The 22,004-nt window shown below is 66.1% G+C and carries 23 protein-coding genes; 14 read left to right on the plus strand and 9 right to left on the minus strand.

Features of this window, described 5'->3' with window-relative positions:
- The first annotated feature begins 39 nt into the window (after positions 1–39).
- Genes FHW64_RS23230 through FHW64_RS23260 form a run of 7 tightly spaced genes read left to right on the plus strand, consistent with a single transcriptional unit; the run spans position 40 to position 5,192 of the window.
- Entirely contained in the window at positions 40–804 is a 765-nt protein-coding gene (locus FHW64_RS23230; protein WP_184530594.1) for an SDR family NAD(P)-dependent oxidoreductase, read from the plus strand.
- Positions 801–1,688 (plus strand): 3-keto-5-aminohexanoate cleavage protein, encoded by an 888-nt coding sequence (locus FHW64_RS23235; RefSeq protein ID WP_184530595.1) that lies wholly within the window; start codon positions 801–803, stop codon positions 1,686–1,688. The genes FHW64_RS23230 and FHW64_RS23235 overlap by 4 nt, the downstream gene beginning before the upstream one ends.
- An 8-nt stretch (positions 1,689–1,696) precedes the next feature.
- Positions 1,697–2,686 carry a zinc-binding alcohol dehydrogenase family protein gene (locus FHW64_RS23240; protein WP_184530596.1) on the plus strand — a complete coding sequence of 330 codons (990 nt, stop codon included), beginning with the start codon at positions 1,697–1,699 and terminating at the stop codon, positions 2,684–2,686.
- A gap of 22 nt (positions 2,687–2,708) precedes the next feature.
- A complete protein-coding gene (locus FHW64_RS23245; protein ID WP_184530597.1) occupies positions 2,709–3,065 on the plus strand; it encodes a cupin domain-containing protein in 357 nt (118 codons plus the stop codon).
- A gap of 34 nt (positions 3,066–3,099) precedes the next feature.
- Positions 3,100–4,080: a tripartite tricarboxylate transporter substrate binding protein gene (locus tag FHW64_RS23250; protein ID WP_184530598.1), complete on the plus strand. Its 981-nt coding sequence runs from the start codon at positions 3,100–3,102 to the stop codon at positions 4,078–4,080.
- Positions 4,081–4,111: 31 nt separating this feature from the next.
- Complete coding sequence (locus tag FHW64_RS23255; protein ID WP_184530599.1) at positions 4,112–4,576, plus strand: CopD family protein; 465 nt, start codon at positions 4,112–4,114, stop codon at positions 4,574–4,576.
- 22 nt (positions 4,577–4,598) lie between these two features.
- On the plus strand, positions 4,599–5,192 hold the full coding sequence (locus tag FHW64_RS23260) for a molybdopterin-dependent oxidoreductase (protein WP_184530600.1): 594 nt from the start codon (positions 4,599–4,601) through the stop codon (positions 5,190–5,192).
- A 7-nt stretch (positions 5,193–5,199) separates the two neighbouring features.
- Here FHW64_RS23260 and FHW64_RS23265 read toward each other — a convergent pair whose 3' ends face one another.
- Entirely contained in the window at positions 5,200–6,090 is an 891-nt protein-coding gene (locus FHW64_RS23265; protein WP_184530601.1) for a LysR family transcriptional regulator, read from the minus strand.
- An 88-nt stretch (positions 6,091–6,178) separates the two neighbouring features.
- Between FHW64_RS23265 and FHW64_RS23270 the strand changes: the two genes are divergently transcribed.
- Positions 6,179–6,412 carry a DUF1127 domain-containing protein gene (locus FHW64_RS23270; RefSeq protein ID WP_184530602.1) on the plus strand — a complete coding sequence of 78 codons (234 nt, stop codon included), beginning with the start codon at positions 6,179–6,181 and terminating at the stop codon, positions 6,410–6,412.
- Here the strand turns inward: FHW64_RS23270 and treF are convergent.
- The 3 genes from treF to FHW64_RS23285 are packed head-to-tail and all read right to left on the minus strand — an operon-like array spanning position 6,330 to position 10,446.
- Positions 6,330–8,000 carry an alpha,alpha-trehalase TreF gene (gene treF / locus FHW64_RS23275; protein WP_184530603.1) on the minus strand — a complete coding sequence of 557 codons (1,671 nt, stop codon included), beginning with the start codon at positions 7,998–8,000 and terminating at the stop codon, positions 6,330–6,332. The genes FHW64_RS23270 and treF overlap by 83 nt on opposite strands.
- Positions 7,997–9,244 (minus strand): CaiB/BaiF CoA-transferase family protein, encoded by a 1,248-nt coding sequence (locus FHW64_RS34500; RefSeq protein WP_184530604.1) that lies wholly within the window; start codon positions 9,242–9,244, stop codon positions 7,997–7,999. The genes treF and FHW64_RS34500 overlap by 4 nt, the downstream gene beginning before the upstream one ends.
- On the minus strand, positions 9,244–10,446 hold the full coding sequence (locus FHW64_RS23285; protein ID WP_184530605.1) for an acyl-CoA dehydrogenase: 1,203 nt from the start codon (positions 10,444–10,446) through the stop codon (positions 9,244–9,246). Before FHW64_RS23285 ends, FHW64_RS34500 begins: the two co-directional genes overlap by 1 nt.
- 190 nt (positions 10,447–10,636) lie before the next feature.
- Between FHW64_RS23285 and FHW64_RS23290 the strand changes: the two genes are divergently transcribed.
- A complete protein-coding gene (locus FHW64_RS23290; protein WP_184530606.1) occupies positions 10,637–11,599 on the plus strand; it encodes a LysR substrate-binding domain-containing protein in 963 nt (320 codons plus the stop codon).
- Here FHW64_RS23290 and FHW64_RS23295 read toward each other — a convergent pair.
- Complete coding sequence (locus FHW64_RS23295) at positions 11,493–12,221, minus strand: TetR/AcrR family transcriptional regulator (RefSeq protein WP_184530607.1); 729 nt, start codon at positions 12,219–12,221, stop codon at positions 11,493–11,495. The two genes, FHW64_RS23290 and FHW64_RS23295, sit on opposite strands and share 107 nt — an antisense overlap.
- 108 nt (positions 12,222–12,329) lie before the next feature.
- On the opposite strand from FHW64_RS23295, the gene FHW64_RS23300 reads away from it, so the two are divergent.
- Genes FHW64_RS23300 through FHW64_RS23320 form a run of 5 tightly spaced genes read left to right on the plus strand, consistent with a single transcriptional unit; the run spans position 12,330 to position 19,004 of the window.
- Positions 12,330–13,382, plus strand: a complete 1,053-nt coding sequence (locus FHW64_RS23300) for an HlyD family efflux transporter periplasmic adaptor subunit (protein ID WP_184530608.1) — start codon at positions 12,330–12,332, stop codon at positions 13,380–13,382.
- Complete coding sequence (locus FHW64_RS23305) at positions 13,382–15,163, plus strand: ATP-binding cassette domain-containing protein (protein ID WP_184530609.1); 1,782 nt, start codon at positions 13,382–13,384, stop codon at positions 15,161–15,163. The genes FHW64_RS23300 and FHW64_RS23305 overlap by 1 nt, the downstream gene beginning before the upstream one ends.
- On the plus strand, positions 15,160–16,323 hold the full coding sequence (locus tag FHW64_RS23310; protein ID WP_184530610.1) for an ABC transporter permease: 1,164 nt from the start codon (positions 15,160–15,162) through the stop codon (positions 16,321–16,323). The genes FHW64_RS23305 and FHW64_RS23310 overlap by 4 nt, the downstream gene beginning before the upstream one ends.
- 9 nt (positions 16,324–16,332) lie before the next feature.
- On the plus strand, positions 16,333–17,463 hold the full coding sequence (locus FHW64_RS23315) for an ABC transporter permease (RefSeq protein ID WP_184530611.1): 1,131 nt from the start codon (positions 16,333–16,335) through the stop codon (positions 17,461–17,463).
- A gap of 23 nt (positions 17,464–17,486) precedes the next feature.
- Positions 17,487–19,004, plus strand: coding sequence for an efflux transporter outer membrane subunit (locus tag FHW64_RS23320; protein WP_184530612.1), 1,518 nt, complete (start codon positions 17,487–17,489; stop codon positions 19,002–19,004).
- Positions 19,005–19,017: 13 nt separating this feature from the next.
- Here FHW64_RS23320 and FHW64_RS23325 read toward each other — a convergent pair whose 3' ends face one another.
- From FHW64_RS23325 to FHW64_RS23340, 4 genes are read right to left on the minus strand one after another with little or no spacing between them, the layout of a single operon-like run.
- Complete coding sequence (locus FHW64_RS23325; protein ID WP_184530613.1) at positions 19,018–19,605, minus strand: hypothetical protein; 588 nt, start codon at positions 19,603–19,605, stop codon at positions 19,018–19,020.
- A gap of 32 nt (positions 19,606–19,637) precedes the next feature.
- Complete coding sequence (locus FHW64_RS23330; RefSeq protein WP_184530614.1) at positions 19,638–20,255, minus strand: hypothetical protein; 618 nt, start codon at positions 20,253–20,255, stop codon at positions 19,638–19,640.
- Positions 20,206–21,012: a phospholipase effector Tle1 domain-containing protein gene (locus tag FHW64_RS23335; RefSeq protein WP_184530615.1), complete on the minus strand. Its 807-nt coding sequence runs from the start codon at positions 21,010–21,012 to the stop codon at positions 20,206–20,208. The genes FHW64_RS23330 and FHW64_RS23335 overlap by 50 nt, the downstream gene beginning before the upstream one ends.
- Positions 21,013–21,049: 37 nt before the next feature.
- Entirely contained in the window at positions 21,050–21,607 is a 558-nt protein-coding gene (locus tag FHW64_RS23340) for a hypothetical protein (RefSeq protein ID WP_184530616.1), read from the minus strand.
- Positions 21,608–22,004: the final 397 nt, after the last annotated feature.

Consider the following 22,004-nt stretch of genomic DNA (forward strand, 5'->3'; position numbering starts at 1 on the left):
TCCGAACTCCTTTCTCGATTTCAACTTTCTCAGGACTTCATGAGCTTCGAACCCACATCCCGACTCGACGGCAAGGTCGCAGTCATCACCGGCGGACTCGGCGCCATCGGCTATGCCACGGCACGCCGACTCGCGACGCTCGGCGCGACCTGCGTGCTGCTGCATCGCAAAGGCGATGACGGCGCCGCGCGTGCTGCCGCATTGCCTGGCGGAAACGCACAGCGCCATTCGGCGACCCGCGCCGACATCGTCGATACGCAGAGCCTGCGCAAAGCGGCTGCGGAAGTGCAGTCCACGTACGGCCGCTGCGACATCCTCGTGAACAGCGCCGGCCACACGCAACCGGTGCCCGCCGCCGATCTCGAAGCGCTGACCGACGAACTCATCGACGACCTGATGCGCGCCAATTTCCGCGGCGTGTTCGCGACCATCCGCGTGTTCGCACCGCTGCTCAAGGCAAGCGGCGACGCATTGGTGGTCAACGTCTCGTCCATTGCCGGATTCACCGGCGTGGGCAGCAACCTCGCATACGTTGCAGCGAAGGCCGGACTCGATGTGGTGGGCGATGCACTCGCCAAGGCGCTCGCACCTGCAGTGCGCGTGGTGTCGGTATCACCGGGGGCGGTCGAATCGGCCTTCGTGCCGGGGCGCGGCGATGACTTCAAGGCCAAGATGGCCACGACCACGCCGCTCGGCCGCATCGGCTCGCCGGAAGACGTCGCGGGCGCGATCGAAGCACTCGCAACCACGATGCGTTTCGTCACCGGCACGCGCATCGTCGTCGACGGAGGGCGCCACTTGTGAACGCGAAGACCCTCATCACCTGCGCGGTCACGGGCAACCTCGTGAAGCCCGACCAGACTCCGCACCTGCCGATCACGCCCACGCAGATCGCCGACGAATGCCTCGCAGCGGCAGAGGCCGGCGCGGGCCAGGTGCACATCCATGTGCGCGACCCGAAGACCGGACGGCCTTCGATGGAAGTCGACCTCTACCGTGAAGTGGTCGACCGCATCCGCCGCAGCAACCGCGACCTGATCATCAATCTCACGACCGGCCCGGGCGGCCGCTTCGTCCCGAGCGAAGACGATCCGAAGGTCGCCGCGCCGGGCAGCACGCTGCTGCCGCCGGAGAAGCGTGTCGAGCACATCGCGCTGATCAAGCCCGATGTGTGCTCGCTCGACCTGAACACGATGAACTCGGGCCCCGATGTGGTCATCAACACGCCGAAGAACGTGCGCCGCATGGCAAAGGTGATGCGCGAAGCCGGCGTGAAGCCCGAGCTGGAAATCTTCGATTCGGGCGACATCCACCTGGCGCTCGACCTCATCGCGGATGGCACGCTGGATGGCCCCGGCATGTGGACCTTCGTGCTCGGCGTGAAGTACGGCTTCATGCCGACGCCGCAGACCGTGCTGTATGCGCGCGACATGCTGCCGCGCGGCGCGTTCTGGAGCGCCTTCGGCATCGGCCGCATGGAGTTCCCGATCGTCGCGCAGGCATGGCTGCTCGGCGGCAACGTGCGCGTGGGCATGGAAGACAACATCTATCTGGAGAAGGGCGTGCTTGCACAGAGCAATGCGCAGCTCGTCGCGAAGGCGCGAGACATCATCGAGAGCCTGGGCGGGGAGATCGCCACGGCTCGTGAAGCACGCACGATGCTCGGACTCGGGGAGGCACGCCAATGAGCGCAGTGATGGCAGAGAACGACCGGGCACTTGCGCTGCGCGTGAGCCAGAAGGCAGCCCATCTCGACGAACTGCGGCTCGAAGCTGCGCCGCAACCGCAACCGGCTGCCAAGCCCGGCTTTGCGGTCGTCAGGGTCTGCGCCGCTGCAGTGAACCCCAGCGACGTGAAGGCGACGCTGGGCATCATGCCGCAGGCCGTGTGGCCTCGCACACCGGGCCGCGACTTCGCGGGCGTCGTGGTCGATGGGCCCAGCGAGTGGGTCGGCCGCGAGGTCTACGGTTCGGGCGGCGACGTGGGCATCACGCGCGACGGCTCGCATGCGCGATTCATCGTGCTGCCCGTGGGAGCACTGCGCGACAAGCCGCGCGGCATCTCGATGGATGAAGCCGGTGCGGTCGGCGTGCCTTTCGTGACCGCCTACGAAGGCTTCCGCCGCAGCGGTATGCCGCGCGAAGGACAGACCGTGCTGGTGCTCGGTGCGAACGGCAAGGTCGGCCAGGCGGCCGTGCAGCTCGCTGCACAGGGTGGCGCGCGCGTCATCGCGGTGCAGCGGCGCGCAGGGCCGTTCGAGGGCTTCGCGTGCGCGCCGGTCGACGTGATCGATGCGCGCCATGGCGAGGTCGCCGCGCGCGTTCGCGAGCTCACCAACGGCCGCGGCGTGGACATTGCCTACAACACCGTCGGCAGCGCCTACTTCGATGCCGCGAACAAGTCGATGGCCAAGGGCGCGACGCAGATCTTCATCTCCACGCACGACCGCGCTGTGCCCTTCGACATCTTCGCGTTCTACCGCGGCATGCACACCTACGTGGGCATTGACTCGCTGGCGATGGACTGCATTGCATCCACCGCGCAGCTCGACGCGATGCGCGAGGGCTTCGAGCGCGGCACGCTCAAGCCCTTCCCGGTGGCGCGCGCCTACGCGCTCGACGAGGCGATCGACGCCTACCGGCTGGTGCTCTCGGGCAGCACCGACCGCGTCGTGCTGCGCCCCTGAGAACACACGGAGGAGACAAGCCATGCACGTGACCCGGTTCGACGAAGCGCCCACCTACGAGGCGCCCAACCACTTCGACATGCGATGCCTGCGCCTGCAGGGCAAGGAGGCCGGCCCGTCGACGCAAATGTGGATGGGCATGAGCCAGCTCCTGCCCGGCGGCCACACCACGCTCGACGGCTCGCCGATCGAAAAGCTCTACCTCGTGCTCGAAGGGCGCCTGACGGTCGTCGGCGAACTCGAAGGGCAACGCGACGAGCAGGAGCTCGGCCCCTACGACAGTTGCCGCTTCGCGCCTGGTGAGAAACGGCAGCTGGTCAACCGCACCAACCGGCCCGCGCTGGTCGCGCTGGTGATGGCGAACGCCCCACCGGCCTGAGCCGGACCTACAACGATTCCAACGGAGACAAGACATGACGACATTCATCCCCGGCCGGCGCAGCCTGATCGCGGCCTCGCTCGCCCTCCTCGCCTTCGGCGGCGCGCATGCGCAGGGTGACTGGCCTCGCGGGCAGACCATCAAACTGATCGTGCCCTTCACCGCGGGCAGCGGCACCGACATCGTGGCGCGGCTCGTCGCCGAGAAGCTCGGCCCCGCGCTCGGCACCAGCGTGATCGTCGACAACAAGCCAGGCGCGGGCGGCACGCTCGGCGCGACGCAGGTCGCGAAGGCGCCGGCGGATGGCTACACGCTGCTGATTCATTCGGCAGGGCACCTGGTCAACCCGGCGATCTATCCGAACCTCTCCTACGACACGCTCAAGGACTTCGCCGGCATCACGCCACTCGCAAGCCTGCCGAATGTGCTGGTGACGCCGCCCGGCCGCTTCGCCGACGAGAAGGACCTCGTTGCCCAGGTCAAGGCCAAGCCGGGTGGTTTCAACTACGCATCGGCCGGCAACGGCTCGGCCACGCACATGAATGCGGAGGTCTTCCGGCTCGCCGCAGGACTCCAGGCGCAGCATGTGCCCTTCCGCGGCACCCCCGAGGCGATGACCGAAGTGATGGGCGGCCGCGTCGACTGGTTCTTTGCGCCGATGGTCTCGGCGCTGCCGCTGATCAAGGATGGACGGCTCAAGGCGCTCGCGGTTGGCACGGGCAAGCGCTCCGCGGTGCTGCCGGACATCCCGACCACGGTCGAAGCCGGCGTTCCTGGCTCCGAGTACCTGTTCTGGGTCGGTCTATTCGCGCCCGCGAAAACGCCGCGGCCGATCGTCGATCGGGTGCAGGCGGAAGTGAGCAAGATCATGGCATCGCCGGATCTGAAGGAGCGTCTCGACAAGCTCGGCGCGGAGCCGTTCACGATGCCTTCGGCGCAGTTCGACAAGTTCCTTGCCGATGAGACGGCGAAAGCGCAGCAGGTGGCGAAGGCAGCAGGCATCAAGGTCGATTGACCGCGCGCGGGGCGGCGGTCTACGCTCGGCCATGCCTTCGATCTACGCCGCCCTCCTCTTTCTCCACATCCTCTCCGCCGCCTACTGGGTCGGCGGCATGGCGCTGATGCACTTCGCGGTGCGGCCGTCGGCGGTTGCCACGCTCGAACCGCCGCAGCGGCTGCCGTTTCTCGCGGCGACTCTGGAGCGCTTCTTCGTCGGCGTATCGACCGCGATCGCGCTGCTGCTCGCGACCGGCCTCGGCATGGTCTGGCTCGCAGGGGGATTCGCGAACGTGCGATGGAATGTGCACGCGATGCTCGCGCTCGGGCTCGTGATGATGGCGATCTACCTGCACATCCGCTTCGCGCCGTTTCCGCGACTGCGAAATGCGGTGGCCGCGCGCACCTGGCCGGTGGCGGCGTCGAACCTCAACACGATCCGTAAGCTGGTGGAGCTCAACCTGGTGCTCGGCGTGATCGTGTTCGCGCTTGCGGTGATGGGTCGCGCAATCTGATGCGCAGCGCCACAATGCCGCGATGAACAAACGCGACTTCCTCGGCAAGGCGGCAATGGCCGGCCTGCTCCCTGCCGTCACCTCCGCTTCTGCAATCGCCGCGCCTTCGGCGTTGAAAGGACCCGGCCTGCTCACCATCAGCGGTGCGGTCGGCAAGTCCAATCGCGGCGCGGTCGATCCGGCACTCGACCAGATGTTCGTCAAACACGGCATCCAGTTCGAGAAGGCCTATGTGTTCGACTCCGAAGGGCTTCACCGCCTGCCAACGGTGCAGATCCGCCCGACGCTCGAATACGACGCGAAGAAGCACACGCTCGTCGGCCCTCTGCTGAGCACGGTGCTCGAGGAAGCGGGCGTGACGGGCGGCAAGGAGACCCAGCTCTTCCTGCGCGCAGTCGACGGCTACGTGGTGCCGCTGAACCTCGCCGATGCGCGCAGCTACCGCATGATCGTCGCGACCGAGATCGACGGCGCACCGCTCTCACTCGGCGGGCTCGGCCCGCAGTGGGCGGTGTACGAGGCCGACACGCTCGCCGCGTTCAAAGACAAGCCGCTCAAGGAGCGCTTCGCGCTCTGCCCCTGGGGCATCTACAGCATCGACGTGCGAAAGGCCTGAAGCGCAACTAGCGCTGCGCGAAGGCCGAAAGGACCTTCAGCACCGTCGCGGTCGCGCCATCGAGTGCCGGTTTCGGCCGGTGCGCAATACCGAGGTGACGCGTGAGCTTCGGGCTCAGCGGCAACACCTGCAACCGCTCGTTGAACTCCGGGCCAACCGGCTGATGCACCGGCAGCACTGCCGCGCCGTACCCCGCCGCGACCAGGCTGCGCATCGCGGCATCGAAGTTGAGTTCGATGCGCGGGCGAGGCGATTCGCCGGCCGCCGCGAACCATTCCATGGTCAGTCGGTACATGTGCGTGGTCGCGTCGTTGAAGATCAGCGGCCGACCCGCCAGCCAGCGCGGCGTGATGCGTTTGGGCGCATCCCATTTCTTCGGGACGAAAGCCATCATTGGCTGGCTGCGCCATCGCGTGACCACCAGGTCGCGCATCGGCGGCTGCGGGACCGCGACGAGGCCCACGTCCAGCGTGCCCATCGCAAGACGCGACATGGTCTCGGACGAACCGAGGATGCTCACTTCGACATCGATGCCCGGGTGCTCCTGCTCGAGCGCTTCGAGTACCTGCGGCAGGAGCTCGACCACCACGCCGGTCGAGGTGCCCAGCCGGACGCGGCCGAGCCGTCCTTCGGCCTGACGGCGAACCACGTCGATGGCGTCATCGGCATCGCGCAGCAGCTTCCGCGCACGGTCGACCAACGCAGCGCCGGCGGCCGTTGGCGTGATGCGGCGCGCACCGCGCACCAGCAGGCGCGCATCGAGGCGCGATTCGAGTTCGCTGATGTGCAGGCTCACCGTGGGCTGCGCCAGATGCAGCGCGTTGGCCGCTGCGGAAAAGGTGCCGAGGTCGACGATAGACACCAGCGTGCGAAGCTGGTCGAGGTTGAGATGACGCATCAGGAAAGCTGATTGGAGTTCACAGAATTCTCAACTTCCACAATATCACGCCGGCTTGCAAGATCGTGCTCCATCCAAGGAGCCTCTCATGCAAACGCCCAAGCCCGCATTCTTCGCAGCCGTTCTGGAGATGATCCGCAACGCGCGCCGCGTGCGGCAGGATCACCGTCTGCTGCGCGCAATGAGCGAGCGCGACCTGCGTGACCTCGGTGTAGGCCGCAGCGAGATCCCGGCGCTGCTCAGCGATGCTGCGGCGCTGTCGAATGTGCCGTACAGCCGTGCGCGGTGTGCTGCGGCTGTTCCGCCAGCAATGCCGCGGTAACACCGTTGGTCCAGCCGAAGCCATCCTGCAACGGGTATTCGCCGCCATGGCCGCCTCGGGTGTCGTCCTGCTCGACGCGGCGCAGCGCGTACTTTTCGACCAGCTTGCCTTCGCGCTCGTAGAGCGCGGCCACCGTCGCAAGCCAGCGGTGCGAAATGGTCCGCGAAAGGTCGTGGCACCCGTGGTCGGCGAATCCACGCACTGCCATCCATTGAAGCGCGGCCCAACCGTTGGGTCGGTCCCACTGCTGGTCGCTCGCGCATTCGGTGGTTGAAAGACCGCCGGGTGCAAGCAGCCGGTTGACGACGGTTGCCGCGAGCGCCTGCGCATGCGCCGGCTCCGCGGCACCGACGAACAGCGGCGTCACGCAGGCCGCCGTGAGGCAATCGCGCCGTTGGTCGAGTCGCCAGTCGTAGTCGAAGTAAGCGCCCTGGGCGTCATCCCAGAAGAGCGCCGTCATGGCCGCCTTGCGCGCTTCGGCCATTTCGGCAAAGGCTGCGGCAGTTGCCGTGTCACCCGATTGCTTCGCCAGCGCGGCGATCTTCGTTTCGAGCTTGAAGAGGAAGGCGTTGAGATCCACCGGGAGGATGTCCGTGGTGCAGATGCTCGCCAGCGATGGAGCGGTGCCGGCGCGCACGTGGGTCCTGCTGCGCTCCTCGGCACATGGCTCCGGCGCGCGCAGCCACCGCGTGCTGAAGTCCCAGCCCGATTCGCAAGCGGCACGGATGTGGCGGTAGACCTCTGCGGGATCGCGCCCGCACGACTGCGCAGTCGTCACGTCCTCGATCCACGATTCCTCGCGCGGCGTGTCGCGTTCGTCCCAGTAGCGGTTGAGCAGCGCGCCGCCCGGCAGCCGCACCACGCGGCGGACGGCCTGCCCGTCGACGAGACCCTCGGCGCCGGCCATCCAGAACGCATGTTCCTTGCGAAGCTGCGGCAGGCAATCGGCTTCTTCGATGACGCCGCGCAGCTGCGCCAGCTCGACCATCAGCGCGAACACCGGCGGCTGGGACCGGCTCAGGTAGTAGCTGCGATTGCCGTTCGGCACATGGCCGTAGGTGTCGATGAGGTAGGCGAAGTTCTCCACCATGTCACGGATCAGCGGCGCGTGACGTTCCGCAGTCAGGCCGAGCATGGTGAAGTACGAGTCCCAGTAGTAGATCTCGCGAAAGCGTCCGCCCGGCACGAGGTAGGCGTGCGGCAGTTGCAGCAGCGACGAACGTGGCGGATGCGCAGCAGGATGTCGCGTGAGCACTCTCCACAGATCGTCGATGTGCGCGGCGATCGGCTGGCCGGGCACCGATACGTAGTCGGAATGCGGCTGCTCGATCACGTCGAAATGATGGCGCACGAAGGCGCCGAGGTCGAATGCGGGTTGCGTCGACTGGGCGCGATACGCCGCGAGGATGTCTGCGGGCTCGCCGCGCGGTGCGCAGTCGACGAAGCTCTTGCTGTCAGTGAAGACGTGATTCGTCTGGACTGCGGTGAAGAGCTCTTCGTAGCGGTCCGCCGGTGTGAGCGTGTCGGGTGCAGGCGCGGCGGCGGCGCGCGACGTGCGCTGCGCGCCGGCCGTGCCCGCGCCGGTCACACCACGCCTGCGTCGCGCAATGCTGCGCGGCGTTGTTCGTCGATGCCCAGTTCGGCCAGCACCTCGTCCGTGTGCTGCCCGAGCGCCGGCGGCGCGTAGCGCAGCACGGGCGGCGTGGACTGGAGCCGCAACGGACTTGCCACGCCCGCGATGCTCTCGATGCCGTCGCCCGCATCGCGCGGCAGCGTCACTGCAAGGCCGCGCGCCTTGACCTGCTCGTCCTGGAAGGCCTGCCCTATGTCGTTGATCGGGCCGCAGGGCACGGCCTTGTCTTCGAGCAGCGCGATCCACTCGGCCGTGGTGCGGGTGCGCGTGACCTCTTCCATCTGCGGGATCAGCACCTCGCGATGGCGCACGCGCAGCGTGTTGGTCGCGAAGCGCGGATCGGCGGCCCAATCGGCATGCCCCGCCGCTTCGCAGAAGCGCGCGAACTGGCCGTTGTTGCCGATCGCCAGCAGCATCGAGCCGTCCTTGGTGTGGAAGTCCTGATAGGGCGCAAGGCTCGGGTGCGTATTGCCCTGCCGCTGCGGCGGGATGCCGGTGTTGAGGAACGCGCTCGCCTGGTTCGCGAGGATCGCCATGCCGACGTCGAGCAGCGCCATGTCGATGTGCTGGCCTTCGCCGGTGCGGTGACGCACTTCGAGGGCAGCAAGAATCGCGGTGCTCGCGTACACGCCGGTGAAGAGATCGGTCAGCGCAACGCCCACGCGCAGCGGGCCGCCACCGGGCACATCGTCGGGACGGCCAGTGATGCTCATCATCCCGCTGGTGGCCTGGATCATCAGGTCGTAGCCGGCGCGGTTCGCATGCGGACCGTCATGGCCGAAGCCGGTCACGCTGCAGTAGATGAGGCGCGGGTTGACGGCGCGCAGGCTCTCGTGGTCGAGGCCGTACTGCTTGAGTCCGCCCGTCTTGAAGTTCTCCACCACGATGTCGCTCTGAGCGGCCATCTGCCTGAGCAGCGCCTGTCCGTCAGGCGTCGCCATGTCGATGGTGACCGAGCGCTTGTTGCGGTTGCAGGCGGTGAAGTAGGTCGCCTGGTTCGTGTCGTTGCCCTCGGCATCCTTCAGGAAGGGCGGACCCCAGGTGCGCGTGTCGTCGCCCACGCCGGGGCGCTCGATCTTGACGACATCCGCACCCAGGTCCGCGAGGATCTGGGTGCACCACGGCCCCGCGAGCACGCGGGACAGGTCGAGGACCTTGATGCCCGCGAGGGCACCTTGCGTGGCGGTGGGCGCTGTCATCAGTTGGCGAAGGCCGCGATGCCGGTCTGCGCGCGACCCAGGATGAGCGCATGGATATCGTGCGTGCCTTCGTAGGTGTTGACCACTTCGAGGTTGACCAGGTGACGCGCCACGCCGAATTCGTCGCTGATGCCGTTGCCACCCATCATGTCGCGGGCGAGGCGCGCGATGTCGAGCGCCTTGCCGCACGAATTGCGCTTGAGCAGCGAGGTGACTTCGACCGATGCGGTGCCTTCGTCCTTCATGCGGCCGAGGCGCAGGCAGCCTTGCAGGCCCAGCGTGATTTCGGTCTGCATGTCGGCAAGCTTCTTCTGGATGAGCTGGTTGGCTGCGAGCGGACGGCCGAACTGCTTGCGCTCCATCGTGTAGGTGCGGGCACGGTGCCAGCAGTCTTCAGCCGCACCGAGCGCACCCCAAGAGATGCCGTAGCGCGCGCTGTTGAGGCAGGTGAACGGACCCTTGAGGCCCTGCACTTCGGGGAAGGCGTTCTCTTCGGGGCAGAACACGTTGTCCATGACGATTTCGCCGGTGATCGAAGCGCGCAGACCGACCTTGCCGTGGATCGCTGGAGCGCTCAGGCCCTTCATGCCCTTTTCGAGCACGAAGCCGCGGATCGGGCCGACAGTGCCGGACTCGGAGACTTCCTTGGCCCACACCACGAACACGTCGGCGATCGGGCTGTTGCTGATCCACATCTTGGCGCCGCTGAGCGAATAGCCGCCCGGCACCTTCTTGGCGCGGGTGACCATGCTGCCGGGGTCGGAGCCGTGGTCGGGTTCGGTCAGGCCGAAGCAGCCGATGAATTCGCCGGTGGCGAGCTTGGGAAGGTACTTCTGCTTTTGCGCTTCGGTGCCGAATTCGTTGATCGGCACCATCACCAGCGAGCTCTGCACGCTGGCCATCGAGCGGAAGCCCGAATCGACGCGCTCGACTTCGCGGGCGATCAGCCCGTAGCAGACGTAGTTGAGGCCGGGGCCGCCGTATTGCTCGGGGATCGTCGGGCCCAGCAGGCCGAGGGCGCCCATCTCGCGGAAGACGGCCGGGTCGGTTTCACCCTTGCGGAAACCCTCGATCACGCGCGGTGCGAGGCGCTCCTGGCAGTAGGCATTGGCTGCGTCGCGCACCATGCGCTCTTCGTCGGTGAGCTGTTGATCGAGCAGGAGGGCGTCGTCCCATTGAAAGCGGGCGTTCTTGATGGCCATGTGAGGTCTCCGGGGGGAAAAGTGCGGGAAGCGAAAGTGCTTGGGTCGGCCGTCATCGTAAGCGCGCCGCAGGGGGAGCGCAAACGATGATTCAACACCCAGTTATGCGTTTTGCGAACGTCATAGGACAATGCGCCAGCGCCGTTTCATTGAATGAACGCGCCGTTCAACTATGTAGGCTCCGCATACCATGCGCCGCAAGATCCCTTCGACACAGTCGCTCATCTGCTTCGAGGCCGCCGCGCGGCACGAGAGCTATACCCGCGCCGCGCAGGAGCTCGCGCTCACGCAGAGTGCGGTGTCGCGCCAGATCACCGCGCTGGAGGACTTCCTCGGCATCGCCCTCTTCCGCCGCACGCGGCACGGCGTGGCGCTGACGCCGGCCGGCGCCGACTACTCACGGCAGATCGCGCGCCAGCTCGACACCATGGAGCGCGACACGCTCGACGCGATGGCGCGGCAGGGCCAGGGCGGATCGCTGCAGCTCGCGGCCGTGCCGACCTTCGCGACACGCTGGCTCATTCCGCGCCTGCCGGATTTCGCGGCGAGGTATCCGGACATCACGGTGCACATCGAGACACGCACGCGGCCCTTTCTCTTCAACGACACGCCGTTCGATGCCGCGATCTACGCCGGCACCGCGACGCAGACCGCCAACTGGGCGGGCACGAAGTCCACCGTGCTGATCGAGGAAGACGTGATTCCGGTCTGCAGCCCCGCGCTGCTTGCAGGCCGCAAGCCGCTGTCGCCGTCGGCGATTGCCCGCATGCCGCTCCTGCAGCAGAGCACGCGCCCCGACGGCTGGCGGCAGTGGTTCGATGCGCAGAACGTCGATGCGCCGCGCGCGCACAGCGGGCCGCGCTACGAGCTGTTCTCGATGATCGCCATCGCCGCTGCGCACGGCCTGGGCGTGGCGCTGATGCCCACCATCGCGATCCAGAACGAACTGGCGCGCGGCGAACTCGTCATTGCCTGCGAGCGCGCCCTGCGCGGCGAGCGGAGCTACTACCTCGTGACACCCGCCGTCGACGACGAGCGGCCGGCCCTCACGCTTTTTCGCGCCTGGCTGCTCGCGCAGGCGGGCGCGACGGCTTCGCAGCCGGCTTCTGCGCGGCCGCCATCGCGGCCAGCCCCGCCATCACGTAGCACATGAGCTCCTCGGCGAGGCCTTCGCTGTCCTTGCCGATCGCGGGCAGCAGCTTCGCCGGGATTTCCTTCGGGATGATCATGATCGCGAGGCACGGCAGTAGCGCGAAGACGACGCCGCGCTGAGCGCTCGGATGTTCGGGCGGCAGCCCCATCACCGCACTCACCAGCCCGCGCATGAACTGCGACTTGGGCCGCACGGCCTTCTCGATCAAAGCGGGCATCGCCGCGGAGGGCGTCATGATTTCGCGCAGCACCACGCGGAAGCCCCACGACGCATTCGCGTTGGTGGCGAAGCGCACAAAGTGCGTCAACACCGTGCGCAGCTTGGTCTCCGGGTCGTCGATGTGCTCGACCATCGCCATCAGGTCTTCCAGCCCGATCAACTGCTGGTGTGCCGCAATCAACACCGCTTCATAGAGGCCGTCACGGCTGCCGAAGTGATAGTTGACCGACGCGAGCGGCACGCCCGCGCGCTCGCAGATCTCCTTGCTCGTGGCCTCGGCGAGGCCGCGTTCGGCGAAGACCTTGCCCGCCGTCTCGATGAGATGCTGGCGTGTCGCATCACCATCGGGGCGTTGCGCCCGCCGGCCGGGCGTGGGAGATTTCTTTCTTGCTGTGACTGCCATCGCGGTAATCCCTGGAAACAAAGTCCTAGTTTGAATTTGAATTCAAATTCGATATCATCCAGTCTACTTCATCGACAACGCAGCGTCATCCCTGCGCAGAGAGAAACCATGAACAAGAAGCCGATCATCGTTGGGGCCATCGTTCTCGTGGCGGCCGCCGCTCTCGCGGTCTGGTACTTCAACCGACAGCCCGCGAATGCCAATGAGCTGGTGCTCTACGGCAATGTCGATCTGCGACAGGTATCGCTCGCCTTCAACGGCGCAGAACGCATCGGCAGGCTCAACGTGCAGGAAGGCGACCGCGTCACCGCCGGGCAGGTGCTTGGCGAACTGGACACGCGCACGCTCGAATTGCAGATTGCCCAGTCCGAAGCGCAGATCGCGGTGCAGCAGCAGGTGCTGCAGAAGCTCAAGACCGGCAGCCGCCCTGAAGAAATTGCACAGGCACGCGCACAGGTCTCCGCGGCACAGGCCGATGCCGAACTCGCACGACAGCAGCTCGAACGGCTGCAATCGATCCGGCAAACGACCGCCGGCCGCGCAGTGAGCCAACAGGACCTGGATGCCGCACAGGCCCGCCAGAAGACCGCACTTGCGCAACTCGAAAGCGCACGCAAGGCGCAGCAGCTCGTCGTCACTGGTCCGCGCAAGGAAGACATCGCGCAGGCGCAGGCCCAACTCGACGTCGCGGTCGCATCGCTCGCCGTGCTCAAGCATCAGCTGGACCAGGCACAACTCCGCGCGCCGATCAATGCGGTGGTGCGCGCACGGCTGATGGAACCGGGCGACATGGCTTCGCCGCAGCGGCCGGTGTTCACGCTCGCGATCACCGATCCGAAATGGGTGCGCGCCTACGTGACCGAGTCCGACCTCGGCCGCGTGAAGCCCGGCATGGCGGCCACGCTGCACACCGACAGTCATCCGGGCCAGCCGCTCGCGGGCAAGGTCGGCTACATCTCGTCCGTCGCGGAGTTCACGCCGAAGACCGTGCAGACCGAGGAGCTTCGCAGCAGCCTCGTCTATGAGATCCGCGTGCTCGCCGACGACCCCGAAGATCGACTGCGACTCGGCATGCCGGTGACGGTGCGGCTTGCGCTCAACGGCAACAACGCAAACGCAAGTGCGAACAGCAACGCGGCGACGGCCGGGAGCAAGCCCTGATGACCACCGCCGCACCAGCGCTCGCAGGTCGCGGCCTGCACAAGCGCTTCCAGGTCAAGGGCATCGTCGAGCCCACCCGGGCGCTTGACGACGTGACGCTCGAAATCCCCGCCGGAAAGCTCACTGCGCTGGTGGGTCCCGACGGCGCGGGCAAGACCACGCTGCTTCGGCTCACCGCGGGGCTGATGAGTGCGGACGAAGGCTCGCTCAGCGTGCTCGGCATCGATGTCGCGAAAGACCCGCAATGGGTACAGGACCGCATCAGCTACATGCCGCAGCGCTTCGGCCTCTATGAAGACCTGAGCGTGCAGGAGAACCTCGACCTCTATGCCGACCTGCACGGCGTGAGCAAGTCGGTTCGTCGCGATCGCTACGCCCGTCTGATGGAGATGACCGACCTCGGCCGCTTCACCGACCGTCCCGCGGGCAAGCTCTCCGGCGGCATGAAGCAGAAGCTCGGGCTCGCCTGCACGCTGGTGCGTTCGCCGGCGCTGCTGCTGCTCGACGAACCTACTGTGGGCGTCGACCCGCTCTCGCGGCGCGAGCTGTGGGAGATCGTGCAGCAGCTCGTGGATGAAGAGCATCTCTCCGTCATCGTCAGCACCGCCTATCTCGACGAAGCGGAGCGCTGCGCGCAGGTGTTCGTGCTGCACGGCGGCAAGCTCATCGCGCAGGGTGCGCCGAACGAGATCCGCGACAACGCGAAGGATCTCTGCTTCATCGCGACACCTCCGAAGGGCACCGCGCCACGCACCTTGCAGGCGAAGCTGCTCGACACACCGGCATCGATCATCGACGCGGTGCCGCAGGGCGGCGAAGTGCGCTTCATCCGCCGCCCCGATGCGGACGCGTCTTCGGTCGAGGCCTTGCTGGATGGTGCACCGGTCGAGGCCGTCCCGGCGCGGCTCGAAGACGGCTTCATGGTGCTGCTACGCGCAAAGCAGGCCAAGGCCGAAGCCGCACCGGCCCAACCCGCGGTCGCGACGCCCACCGCCGACGGCAAGGACGTCGTCATCGAAGTGAAAGACCTTGTGCGCAAGTTCGGCGACTTCACCGCCGTTGCCAGCACCAGCTTCGACGTGCGGCGCGGCGAAATCTTCGGCCTGCTCGGCCCCAACGGTGCGGGCAAGACCACCACCTTTCGCATGCTCTGCGGACTGCTGCCTGCGAGCAGCGGCTTCCTGCAGGTGGCGGGCGTGAACCTGCGCACCGCACGCGCTCATGCGCGCAGCAAGATCGGCTACGTCTCGCAGAAGTTCGCGCTCTACGGCAACCTCACCGTCACCGAGAACCTGAACTTCTTCGGCGGTGCCTACGGCCTGCGTGGCGACCGGCTGCGCGACCGCATGCAGACGGTGCTCCAGCAGTTCGACCTCGTCGGGCAAGAGCAGGCCACCAGCGGCCAGCTCCCCGGCGGCTTCAAGCAGCGGCTCGCGATGGCGACCGGTCTGCTGCACGAGCCGGAGATCCTCTTCCTTGACGAACCCACGAGCGGCACCGATCCGCTCGCGCGGCGCGAGTTCTGGCGGCGCATCACCGCGCTGGCCGAAGCTGGCGTGACCATCATCATCACCACGCACTTCATGGAAGAGGCCGAGTACTGCGATCGCATCGTGATCCAGGATGCGGGCAAGCTCCTCGCCATCGGCACGCCGCAACAGGTGCGCGTGCAGGCCGGCAGCGCGGCGGACAGCCGGCTCAGCATGGAAGAAGCCTTCATCGACATCGTGAAGCAGGCGCGTGAATCGACGCGCGCACCCGCACAGGGAGCGACGGCATGACCGATCCAGCACCATCAGAGCAGGCGACGCAGAGCCGCTTCTGGAGACGACTCATTGCGCTCACACGCAAGGAAACGCGGCAGCTCATCCGCGACCCGAGCAGCATCGCGATCGGCATCCTGCTGCCGATCATCCTCATCCTGATCTTCGGCTACGGCCTGTCGCTCGACGTGAAGAACGCGCCGATGGCGGTGGTGCTCGAAGACACCTCGCCCACCGCCGCGCAGGCCGTGGCGGGCCTTCAACTCACGCCCTACATCTCGCCGGTGATGCTCACTTCGATGCGCGACGCCGAAGCGCTGATGCACCAGCGCAAGGTCGACGGCATCGTGCGCGTGCCGGCCGACTTCTCGCGCCGGCTCGCGGCGGGCGACGCGAGCATCCAGGTGATCGTGCACGGCGCCGATGCGAACAAAGCCAACATCGTGCTGCGCTATGCGACGGGTGCGCTCGCGCAGAACTCGCAGCGCATCGTCGACCGCGCGGGCGGTGGGCCGCAAGGCACGGGCATCGGTGCGATCACGATTGAACAGCGGCTGTGGTTCAACAGTGCGAACACCAGCACCTGGTATCTGGTGCCGGGATTGATCGTGCTCATCATGACGCTGGTCGGCGCCTTTCTCACCGCGCTCGTGATGGCGCGCGAATGGGAACGCGGCACGCTCGAATCGCTCTTCGTCACGCCGGTGCGGCCGGTGGAGATCCTGCTCGCCAAGGTCATCCCCTACTTCGGCATCGGCATGATCGGCCTGCTGCTGTGCCTGCTGGCCGCGCGCTTTCTCTTCGAAGTGCCGATGTACGGATCGCTCGCCGTCATGGTGGTGGCCGCGATGCTGTACCTGCTGGTCGCGGTGGGCATCGGCCTGCTGATCTCTTCCGTCACTCGCAACCAGTTCCTCGCGAGCCAGGTCGCGCTGATATCGAGCTTCCTGCCTTCGCTGATGCTGTCGGGCTTTCTCTTCGACCTGCGCAATGTGCCGACCGTCATCCGCATCGTCGGGCATGTGTTGCCGGCGACGTATTTCATGGAGCTGATCCGCACCCTGTTCCTTGCGGGCAACGTGTGGTCGCTCATCGTGCGCAACTGTCTCATCTTGCTGGTGTACGCGGTGGTGCTGCTCAGCATTGCGCGATTCGTCACGCGCAAGAAGCTGGACTGAAGGACAACCATGAACGGTTCATTCATCGACTTCCTGCGGCGCGTGGCCCACTTGTGCCGCAAGGAACTGCTCGCAATCCTCAAGGACCCGTCGAGCCGCGTGATCCTCATCGTGCCGGCGCTCATGCAAAGCCTGCTCTTCGGCTACGCGGCCACCTACGACCTGACGCACGTCGACTATGCGCTGCTCGACCAGAGCCGCAGCGGCGCATCGACCGCGCTCATCGCCAAGCTCGACGGAACCGGCGTATTCAAGCGCGCGGCCACGCTCACATCGCCCGACCAGATCGCGCCACTGGTCAACCAAGGGGACGCTCTCGTCGTCATCCAGATCGGCCCCGATTTCGAGCGGCAGCTCAATGCGGGTGAAGACGCGCCGATTCAAGTGATCATCGATGCGCGCAACTCCAACACCGCCGGATCGGCCTCAGGCTTCGTCGCTTCGGTCGTCAATGCCTTCAACGATGACTGGCGGCAGAAGCACGGCGGTTTGCAGGCGCCGGTGCGCATCGAATCGCGCGCATGGTTCAACCCGAACCTGGAGACACGCTGGAACTTCATGCCCGGCATGATCGCCGCGCTCAGCATGATCCAGACCCTGCTGCTGACCGCACTCTCCGTGGCGAGAGAACGCGAGCAAGGCACCTTCGACCAGTTGCTGGTCACGCCGCTGTCGCCCACCGAAATCATGATCGGCAAGGCGCTGCCGCCGGTCTTCATCGGGCTGGTGCAGTCGACCATCGTGCTGCTGATGACGCTGCTGTGGTTCAGGGTGCCGATGGCCGGGTCGCTCATCACGCTCTACATCGGGCTCTCGGCCTTCACCATTGCGAGCGTTGGCATCGGCCTCTCGATCTCGGCCGTGTCGGCCAACATGCAGCAGGCGATGCTCTACACCTTCGTGCTCATCATGCCGATGATGCTGCTGTCGGGCCTCACCACGCCGGTGAGCAACATGCCCGAAGTGCTGCAGATCGCCACGCTCGCAAACCCGCTGCGCTTTGCCATCGACCTCGTGCAGCGCGTGTATCTCGAAGGGGTCGGGCTGCTCACCGTCTGGCACAACCTCATTCCGCTTTTCATCATCGCGGCCGTCACGCTGCCGCTCGCCGCGTGGCTGTTCCGCCACCGGCTCGTCTGAATCCGCTCATCAAAGGGCATGCCATGAAGACCTCCGCACGCTTCCACACCACCGCCGTCGCCGGTGTTGCCGCGCTCATCGCGGCCGCGATGCTCACCGGCTGCGCCGTCGGCCCCGAGTTCAAGCCGCAGACTCCCGAAGCCCCGGCCGACTTCGCGGCATGGCACGGCGGTTCGCCCGAACTCACCGAGGCGCAACGCACAGCGCCCTCCGCGAGCGCTGCGCCGCAAGACTGGAGCATGTTCAACGACCCGGTGCTCGACGCGCTGCAGAAGCGCGCCCTCGCCGCCAACTCCGACCTGCAGACCGCCGCGCTGCGCTTTCTGCAAAGCCGCGCGCAGCAGGGCGTCGTCGAATCGCAGAAGGGCATCCAGGTCAACGCCAGCGCGGGCGTGACGCGGCTGCGCCAGAGCGAGTTCGGCGAGACCCGGCGATTGCTTGATGCGATCAACCCGCCCAACCAGGCAGAGCTGATCCAGATCCTGAGCGAGCCGCACAACTTCTATCAGGTCGGCTTCGATGCCTCGTGGGAGATCGACCTGTGGGGCCGCGTGCGCCGCTCCATCGAATCCGCCGATGCCAACGTTGCCGCATCGCAGGCCACGCTCGCGCAAGTGCAACTCAGCGTGCAGGCCGAAGTCGCGCGCCGCTACTTCGAACTGCGCGCGGTGCAGCGCCAGATCAAGCTCGCGCGCGAAGACATTGCGGCGTCGGAGGAAACGCTGTCGCTCGTCAAGGCCCGCGCCGATGGCGGACTCACCACCGACCTCGACGTCGCGCGCCAGAACGCGCAAGCCGCCGACCTGCGCGCACGCCTGCCGCAACTGCTCACGCAGGAAGCGCAGGCCACCAACCAGATCACCCTGCTGCTCGGCGAACGGCCCGGCGCGCTGCAATCACAACTCGCGCCGCTGCCCGACAACGCGGCGGTGGCCGCACTGCCCGACCTCTCGCTCGGCGTGCCATCGGACATGGCACTGCGCCGCCCCGACATCCAGATGGCGCAAGCCCAACTGCACGCCGCCACCGCCAACATCGGCGTCGCCGTGGCCGACCTGTACCCGCGCGTCACCATCGGCGCGGGCTTCGGCTTCCAGTCGGTGGACGGCAGCACCTTCACCGACTGGGGCAGCCGGCAGTGGAACATCGGCCCGAGCATCCAGTTGCCCATCTTCGACAACGGCCGCCGCCGCGCGACCGTGAACCTGCGCGAGCTACAGCAACAGGAGGCTGCGGTCGCGTATCAGCAGACCGTGCTCAAGGCTTGGCACGAGATCGACGATGCGCTGAGCGCGTACACCGCCGAGCGTCGGCGCAACGAACAACTGGCGGTGAGGGAACGCAGCAGCCGCGACGCGCTACAACTCGCGCGCGTGCGGTATGAGCATGGGTTGACCGACTTTCTGGTGCAGTTGGATGCGGAGCGGACCTGGCTGCAGGCGCAGAGGGACTACACGGACAGTTCGAGTCGGTTGGCGCTGGGGTTGGTGGCTGTTTCCAAGGCGTTGGGTGGGGCGGGGGATGTGACTGCCAAGTCGTAGTCCCCAGCGTCATTCACTCCACCAGGAGGTACTCTCCACGTGCACCGGCCCGGCGCGGCTTCTCGCCCGCCTTGACGCACAGGACCTGCTCCTTGCCGCAGACCGTCAAGGTGCCGGACTGCGTAGCGCGCAGGATGGCCGTGCCGAACTCGGCCTGCCGGACTTCGCGCATGCTGTTCCAGGCCACGTAGGCGCTGCCGCCGGCCGCGAGCAACGAACCGATGGCGAGCGCGATCAGAGCCTTCCAGACCAATGCACGCTGCGCCCGACTCACCGTCCGGCTCTGCTCGCGCAGCGTGTCGGCTGCCGACAGGGCATGGCTGGTGGACTGCTGCAGCTGCTGATTGAACTGCCCCAGCGCCTGCTGCGCCCCTTGCGCCACCGCAGCCTGCGAGCCGTTACTGATGGCCTGCATCGCTTGTTGTGTGAAGCGTTCGGCACCGCCGTGCAGGCGCTGCACGCCCTGTTGCATTGCGCCAGTGCTTGCTTCGATGCGATTCAGCGCATCCATGCTGCGCGATTCGATCTCGCGCGCGATATGCGCGAGCTTCACGATCAGCTGTTGGGTTTCGTGGATGTCGCTGGTGTTGTTGTCGGTCATTCGTTCTTCCTCCCTGATTCTGTGAGTCGCCGTCACATCTGCATGGCGTGCGGCCTGTGGGCAGGCGGTTCCTGCAACTGAAGCTGCTGCTCCCATTGCTCCTGTTGCAGGGCCTCTTGCGCGCGTTGCGTCTCCCCGTAGCGCTGCACCTCCTGCTCCCAGGCTTGCCCAGCCGGTGACGCAATGAACTGTTGCGAAGTGGATTCCAACGCCCTCGTCCAGATCGCGTCGTTTCCGCTGAGCGAGGCCGCGTACAACTGGTCGATCATGCGATCCAGGTCTGTCTTTGGCGCGGCGCTGCGGCGATCCAGTTGCAGTTCCAATTCCGGGTTCATCGGGTCCTTGGCGTAGCACTCTCGTACCTCCCGAGTGCGGCACAACGCCTCCGGCCCAAGACCGTCGAAGTGATCCCGCAGTCCATCCGCGTCATAGCCAGCGGTGCCATAGAAGAACGCATGCTGCTCAGAGCGGTGGATGCGATAGAGGTCTGGGCTTTCGTGCACCGGACGCATCTGCAGGATGGGGGTGTCGCTCAGACGGTTGATGTACTGCGCCGCGAGGTTGTAGTTCAGTACGCCCAAGCCATCGACAGCGTACGTGTCACCGATGTCGCTGTGCGCGCCGCTGACCGTGATGTTGAGCGCGCGCATCCTCACTGAAGCCAGCGGGGATGTGGTCCGTGGACTTGAAGAGATCGCGGCGCTCGTGCTGTGCCGTGATCTGCAGGACTGACATCACCGACGATGGCAGGCGGCGGTCGTGTTCTTCGAGACCGGTGGCGACGGGGTCCAGGAGCAACGCGGTCTGGATGGTGCGCCCGGGTGGCACGAGCGGGGGACTGGTGTATTCGATATGGGTGACGAGGCCCTCGTCGTCCGTAACGACATTCGCCCCTTCGGGATTCTGAATGCCGCGCTCCTCAATCATTCGAGACAATGCGGCCGTCTGCTCCGCCCCGCGACTGAAGCCGATGCCCGCAACGCGAATCTGGACATCGGGATCGTCATAGATCCACCTTCGTGCTTGCTTACAGAGTTCCCAGTAGGCGGTTTCAATCCTTCGCTCGAAGGTGTAGCCGCAAACACCGTCCGGAATGCGCTTGAACGGGTTGTCCTGGGTGTAGATGCCTTCTACGTAGCCGCTCGCAATGTTAGTCACACCTTGATCCTCGAAATTGCGGATCTGGGCATGGATGCGTGCCACGATGCTCCGGTTCTCAGGTGCGTCCTTGTAGAGGCTGTTGCCCGTGCCATCCTGTGCGGCGATGTAGAGGCGTTCGTGCGGATTGCTGGTGTGAAGCAACACCGGTACTCGCAGTTGCGCCAAATCCTCTTCTGCGCGCGTGTAACTCTGCAGCTGTTCCTGAGTGGCCGGATCGGCATCCACGCCGTCCGGCTTCTTGCTCATGCTCCCCATGATTTGATGCTCCTCGCTGATGTTGTCGTCAATAGGTTCGGCTGAAAGCCGTGATCAGGTCGTCTCGAAAGTTGCTAAGCGGACGCCCCGGTCGCTGTTCCCGCTTGGTCCAGATCGTTGCCCGCATGTACACGTTGATCGTGCGGTCATTGACCTCCAGAATGATTTCGGGGTGAGGAAAGCTTCCTTCAAAGGAGATCTCTTCGCGCTCGAGGCTGTGAAGGACTACCTGGTCTTTGAAGATCTCCGCCATGTCGATCTCGGCGCGCAACGGCACACCGTCCTTGGATCGCCAAGTCACGATTGCGGGGGGAGGAAAGTTTCGGATCGGCCCCCAGCTGGCGCCGAGATTGCCGGGGTACTTGTCGCCAATGGACGCTGAGGACAGCTTCAACTTGTCATCGTCATCGATGCGCCGGTAGTTGCCGTACCTCACCTTGCACCCGTAAGTGCTGTAGCAGGACGCGTCGAACCAATGTGCGATGAAGCGCATGGGCCAATGCGCCGCGAGGTCGGCCGAGGATCCATTGCCAATGGAGGGCGACACGTTGTCAGGAGGTGCAGGGGTGTTGCCTGAATTGGTCATGGCGCTTTGGCATCCGGTCAATGCAAGTGAAGTGATGAGGGCAGCGGCCCAGTGAGGTCTTCGCGCGGTGGACCGGCGATCTATCAACGCAACAGGCGGACCAGCCGACGTGCCGGCGGCAGCGGCTTCGCGGGGTATGTCCGCGCATTGGAACGGCGGCGCACATAGCAGTGCGCCGTTGTCGCAGACCAAAGGCTGGCCTGCGACCAAAGTGCTTCTTCGCATTTTTTATCTCTCCCTGATGCACGGCGTGCGGGTGCACGGTGCGTCGGGAGGATAGCGCGGAGGTCGGGCTGCCAATTTCGTCGCCGTCGCGTCGTATCAGCAGACCGTGCTCAAGGCGTGGCACGAGACCGACGATGCGCTGAGTGCGTACACCGCCGAGCGTCGGCGCAAC

It is taken from the genome of Variovorax sp. Sphag1AA (assembly GCF_014192575.1).
GTDB lineage: Bacteria > Pseudomonadota > Gammaproteobacteria > Burkholderiales > Burkholderiaceae_C > Variovorax.

Excerpts from the sequence above, each read along its gene's own strand:
- FHW64_RS23230 (WP_184530594.1), top strand. The coding sequence starts at position 40 with ATGAGCTTCGAACCCACATCCCGACTCGACGGCAAGGTCGCAGTCATC.
- FHW64_RS23240 (WP_184530596.1), top strand. The coding sequence starts at position 1,697 with ATGGCAGAGAACGACCGGGCACTTGCGCTGCGCGTGAGCCAGAAGGCA.
- FHW64_RS23245 (WP_184530597.1), top strand. The coding sequence starts at position 2,709 with ATGCACGTGACCCGGTTCGACGAAGCGCCCACCTACGAGGCGCCCAAC.
- FHW64_RS23250 (WP_184530598.1), top strand. The coding sequence starts at position 3,100 with ATGACGACATTCATCCCCGGCCGGCGCAGCCTGATCGCGGCCTCGCTC.
- FHW64_RS23255 (WP_184530599.1), top strand. The coding sequence starts at position 4,112 with ATGCCTTCGATCTACGCCGCCCTCCTCTTTCTCCACATCCTCTCCGCC.
- FHW64_RS23260 (WP_184530600.1), top strand. The coding sequence starts at position 4,599 with ATGAACAAACGCGACTTCCTCGGCAAGGCGGCAATGGCCGGCCTGCTC.
- FHW64_RS23265 (WP_184530601.1), bottom strand. The coding sequence starts at position 6,090 with ATGCGTCATCTCAACCTCGACCAGCTTCGCACGCTGGTGTCTATCGTC.
- FHW64_RS23270 (WP_184530602.1), top strand. The coding sequence starts at position 6,179 with ATGCAAACGCCCAAGCCCGCATTCTTCGCAGCCGTTCTGGAGATGATC.
- FHW64_RS34500 (WP_184530604.1), bottom strand. The coding sequence starts at position 9,244 with ATGACAGCGCCCACCGCCACGCAAGGTGCCCTCGCGGGCATCAAGGTC.
- FHW64_RS23285 (WP_184530605.1), bottom strand. The coding sequence starts at position 10,446 with ATGGCCATCAAGAACGCCCGCTTTCAATGGGACGACGCCCTCCTGCTC.
- FHW64_RS23290 (WP_184530606.1), top strand. The coding sequence starts at position 10,637 with ATGCGCCGCAAGATCCCTTCGACACAGTCGCTCATCTGCTTCGAGGCC.
- FHW64_RS23295 (WP_184530607.1), bottom strand. The coding sequence starts at position 12,221 with ATGGCAGTCACAGCAAGAAAGAAATCTCCCACGCCCGGCCGGCGGGCG.
- FHW64_RS23300 (WP_184530608.1), top strand. The coding sequence starts at position 12,330 with ATGAACAAGAAGCCGATCATCGTTGGGGCCATCGTTCTCGTGGCGGCC.
- FHW64_RS23305 (WP_184530609.1), top strand. The coding sequence starts at position 13,382 with ATGACCACCGCCGCACCAGCGCTCGCAGGTCGCGGCCTGCACAAGCGC.
- FHW64_RS23310 (WP_184530610.1), top strand. The coding sequence starts at position 15,160 with ATGACCGATCCAGCACCATCAGAGCAGGCGACGCAGAGCCGCTTCTGG.
- FHW64_RS23315 (WP_184530611.1), top strand. The coding sequence starts at position 16,333 with ATGAACGGTTCATTCATCGACTTCCTGCGGCGCGTGGCCCACTTGTGC.
- FHW64_RS23320 (WP_184530612.1), top strand. The coding sequence starts at position 17,487 with ATGAAGACCTCCGCACGCTTCCACACCACCGCCGTCGCCGGTGTTGCC.
- FHW64_RS23325 (WP_184530613.1), bottom strand. The coding sequence starts at position 19,605 with ATGACCGACAACAACACCAGCGACATCCACGAAACCCAACAGCTGATC.
- FHW64_RS23330 (WP_184530614.1), bottom strand. The coding sequence starts at position 20,255 with ATGCGCGCGCTCAACATCACGGTCAGCGGCGCGCACAGCGACATCGGT.
- FHW64_RS23335 (WP_184530615.1), bottom strand. The coding sequence starts at position 21,012 with ATGAGCAAGAAGCCGGACGGCGTGGATGCCGATCCGGCCACTCAGGAA.
- FHW64_RS23340 (WP_184530616.1), bottom strand. The coding sequence starts at position 21,607 with ATGACCAATTCAGGCAACACCCCTGCACCTCCTGACAACGTGTCGCCC.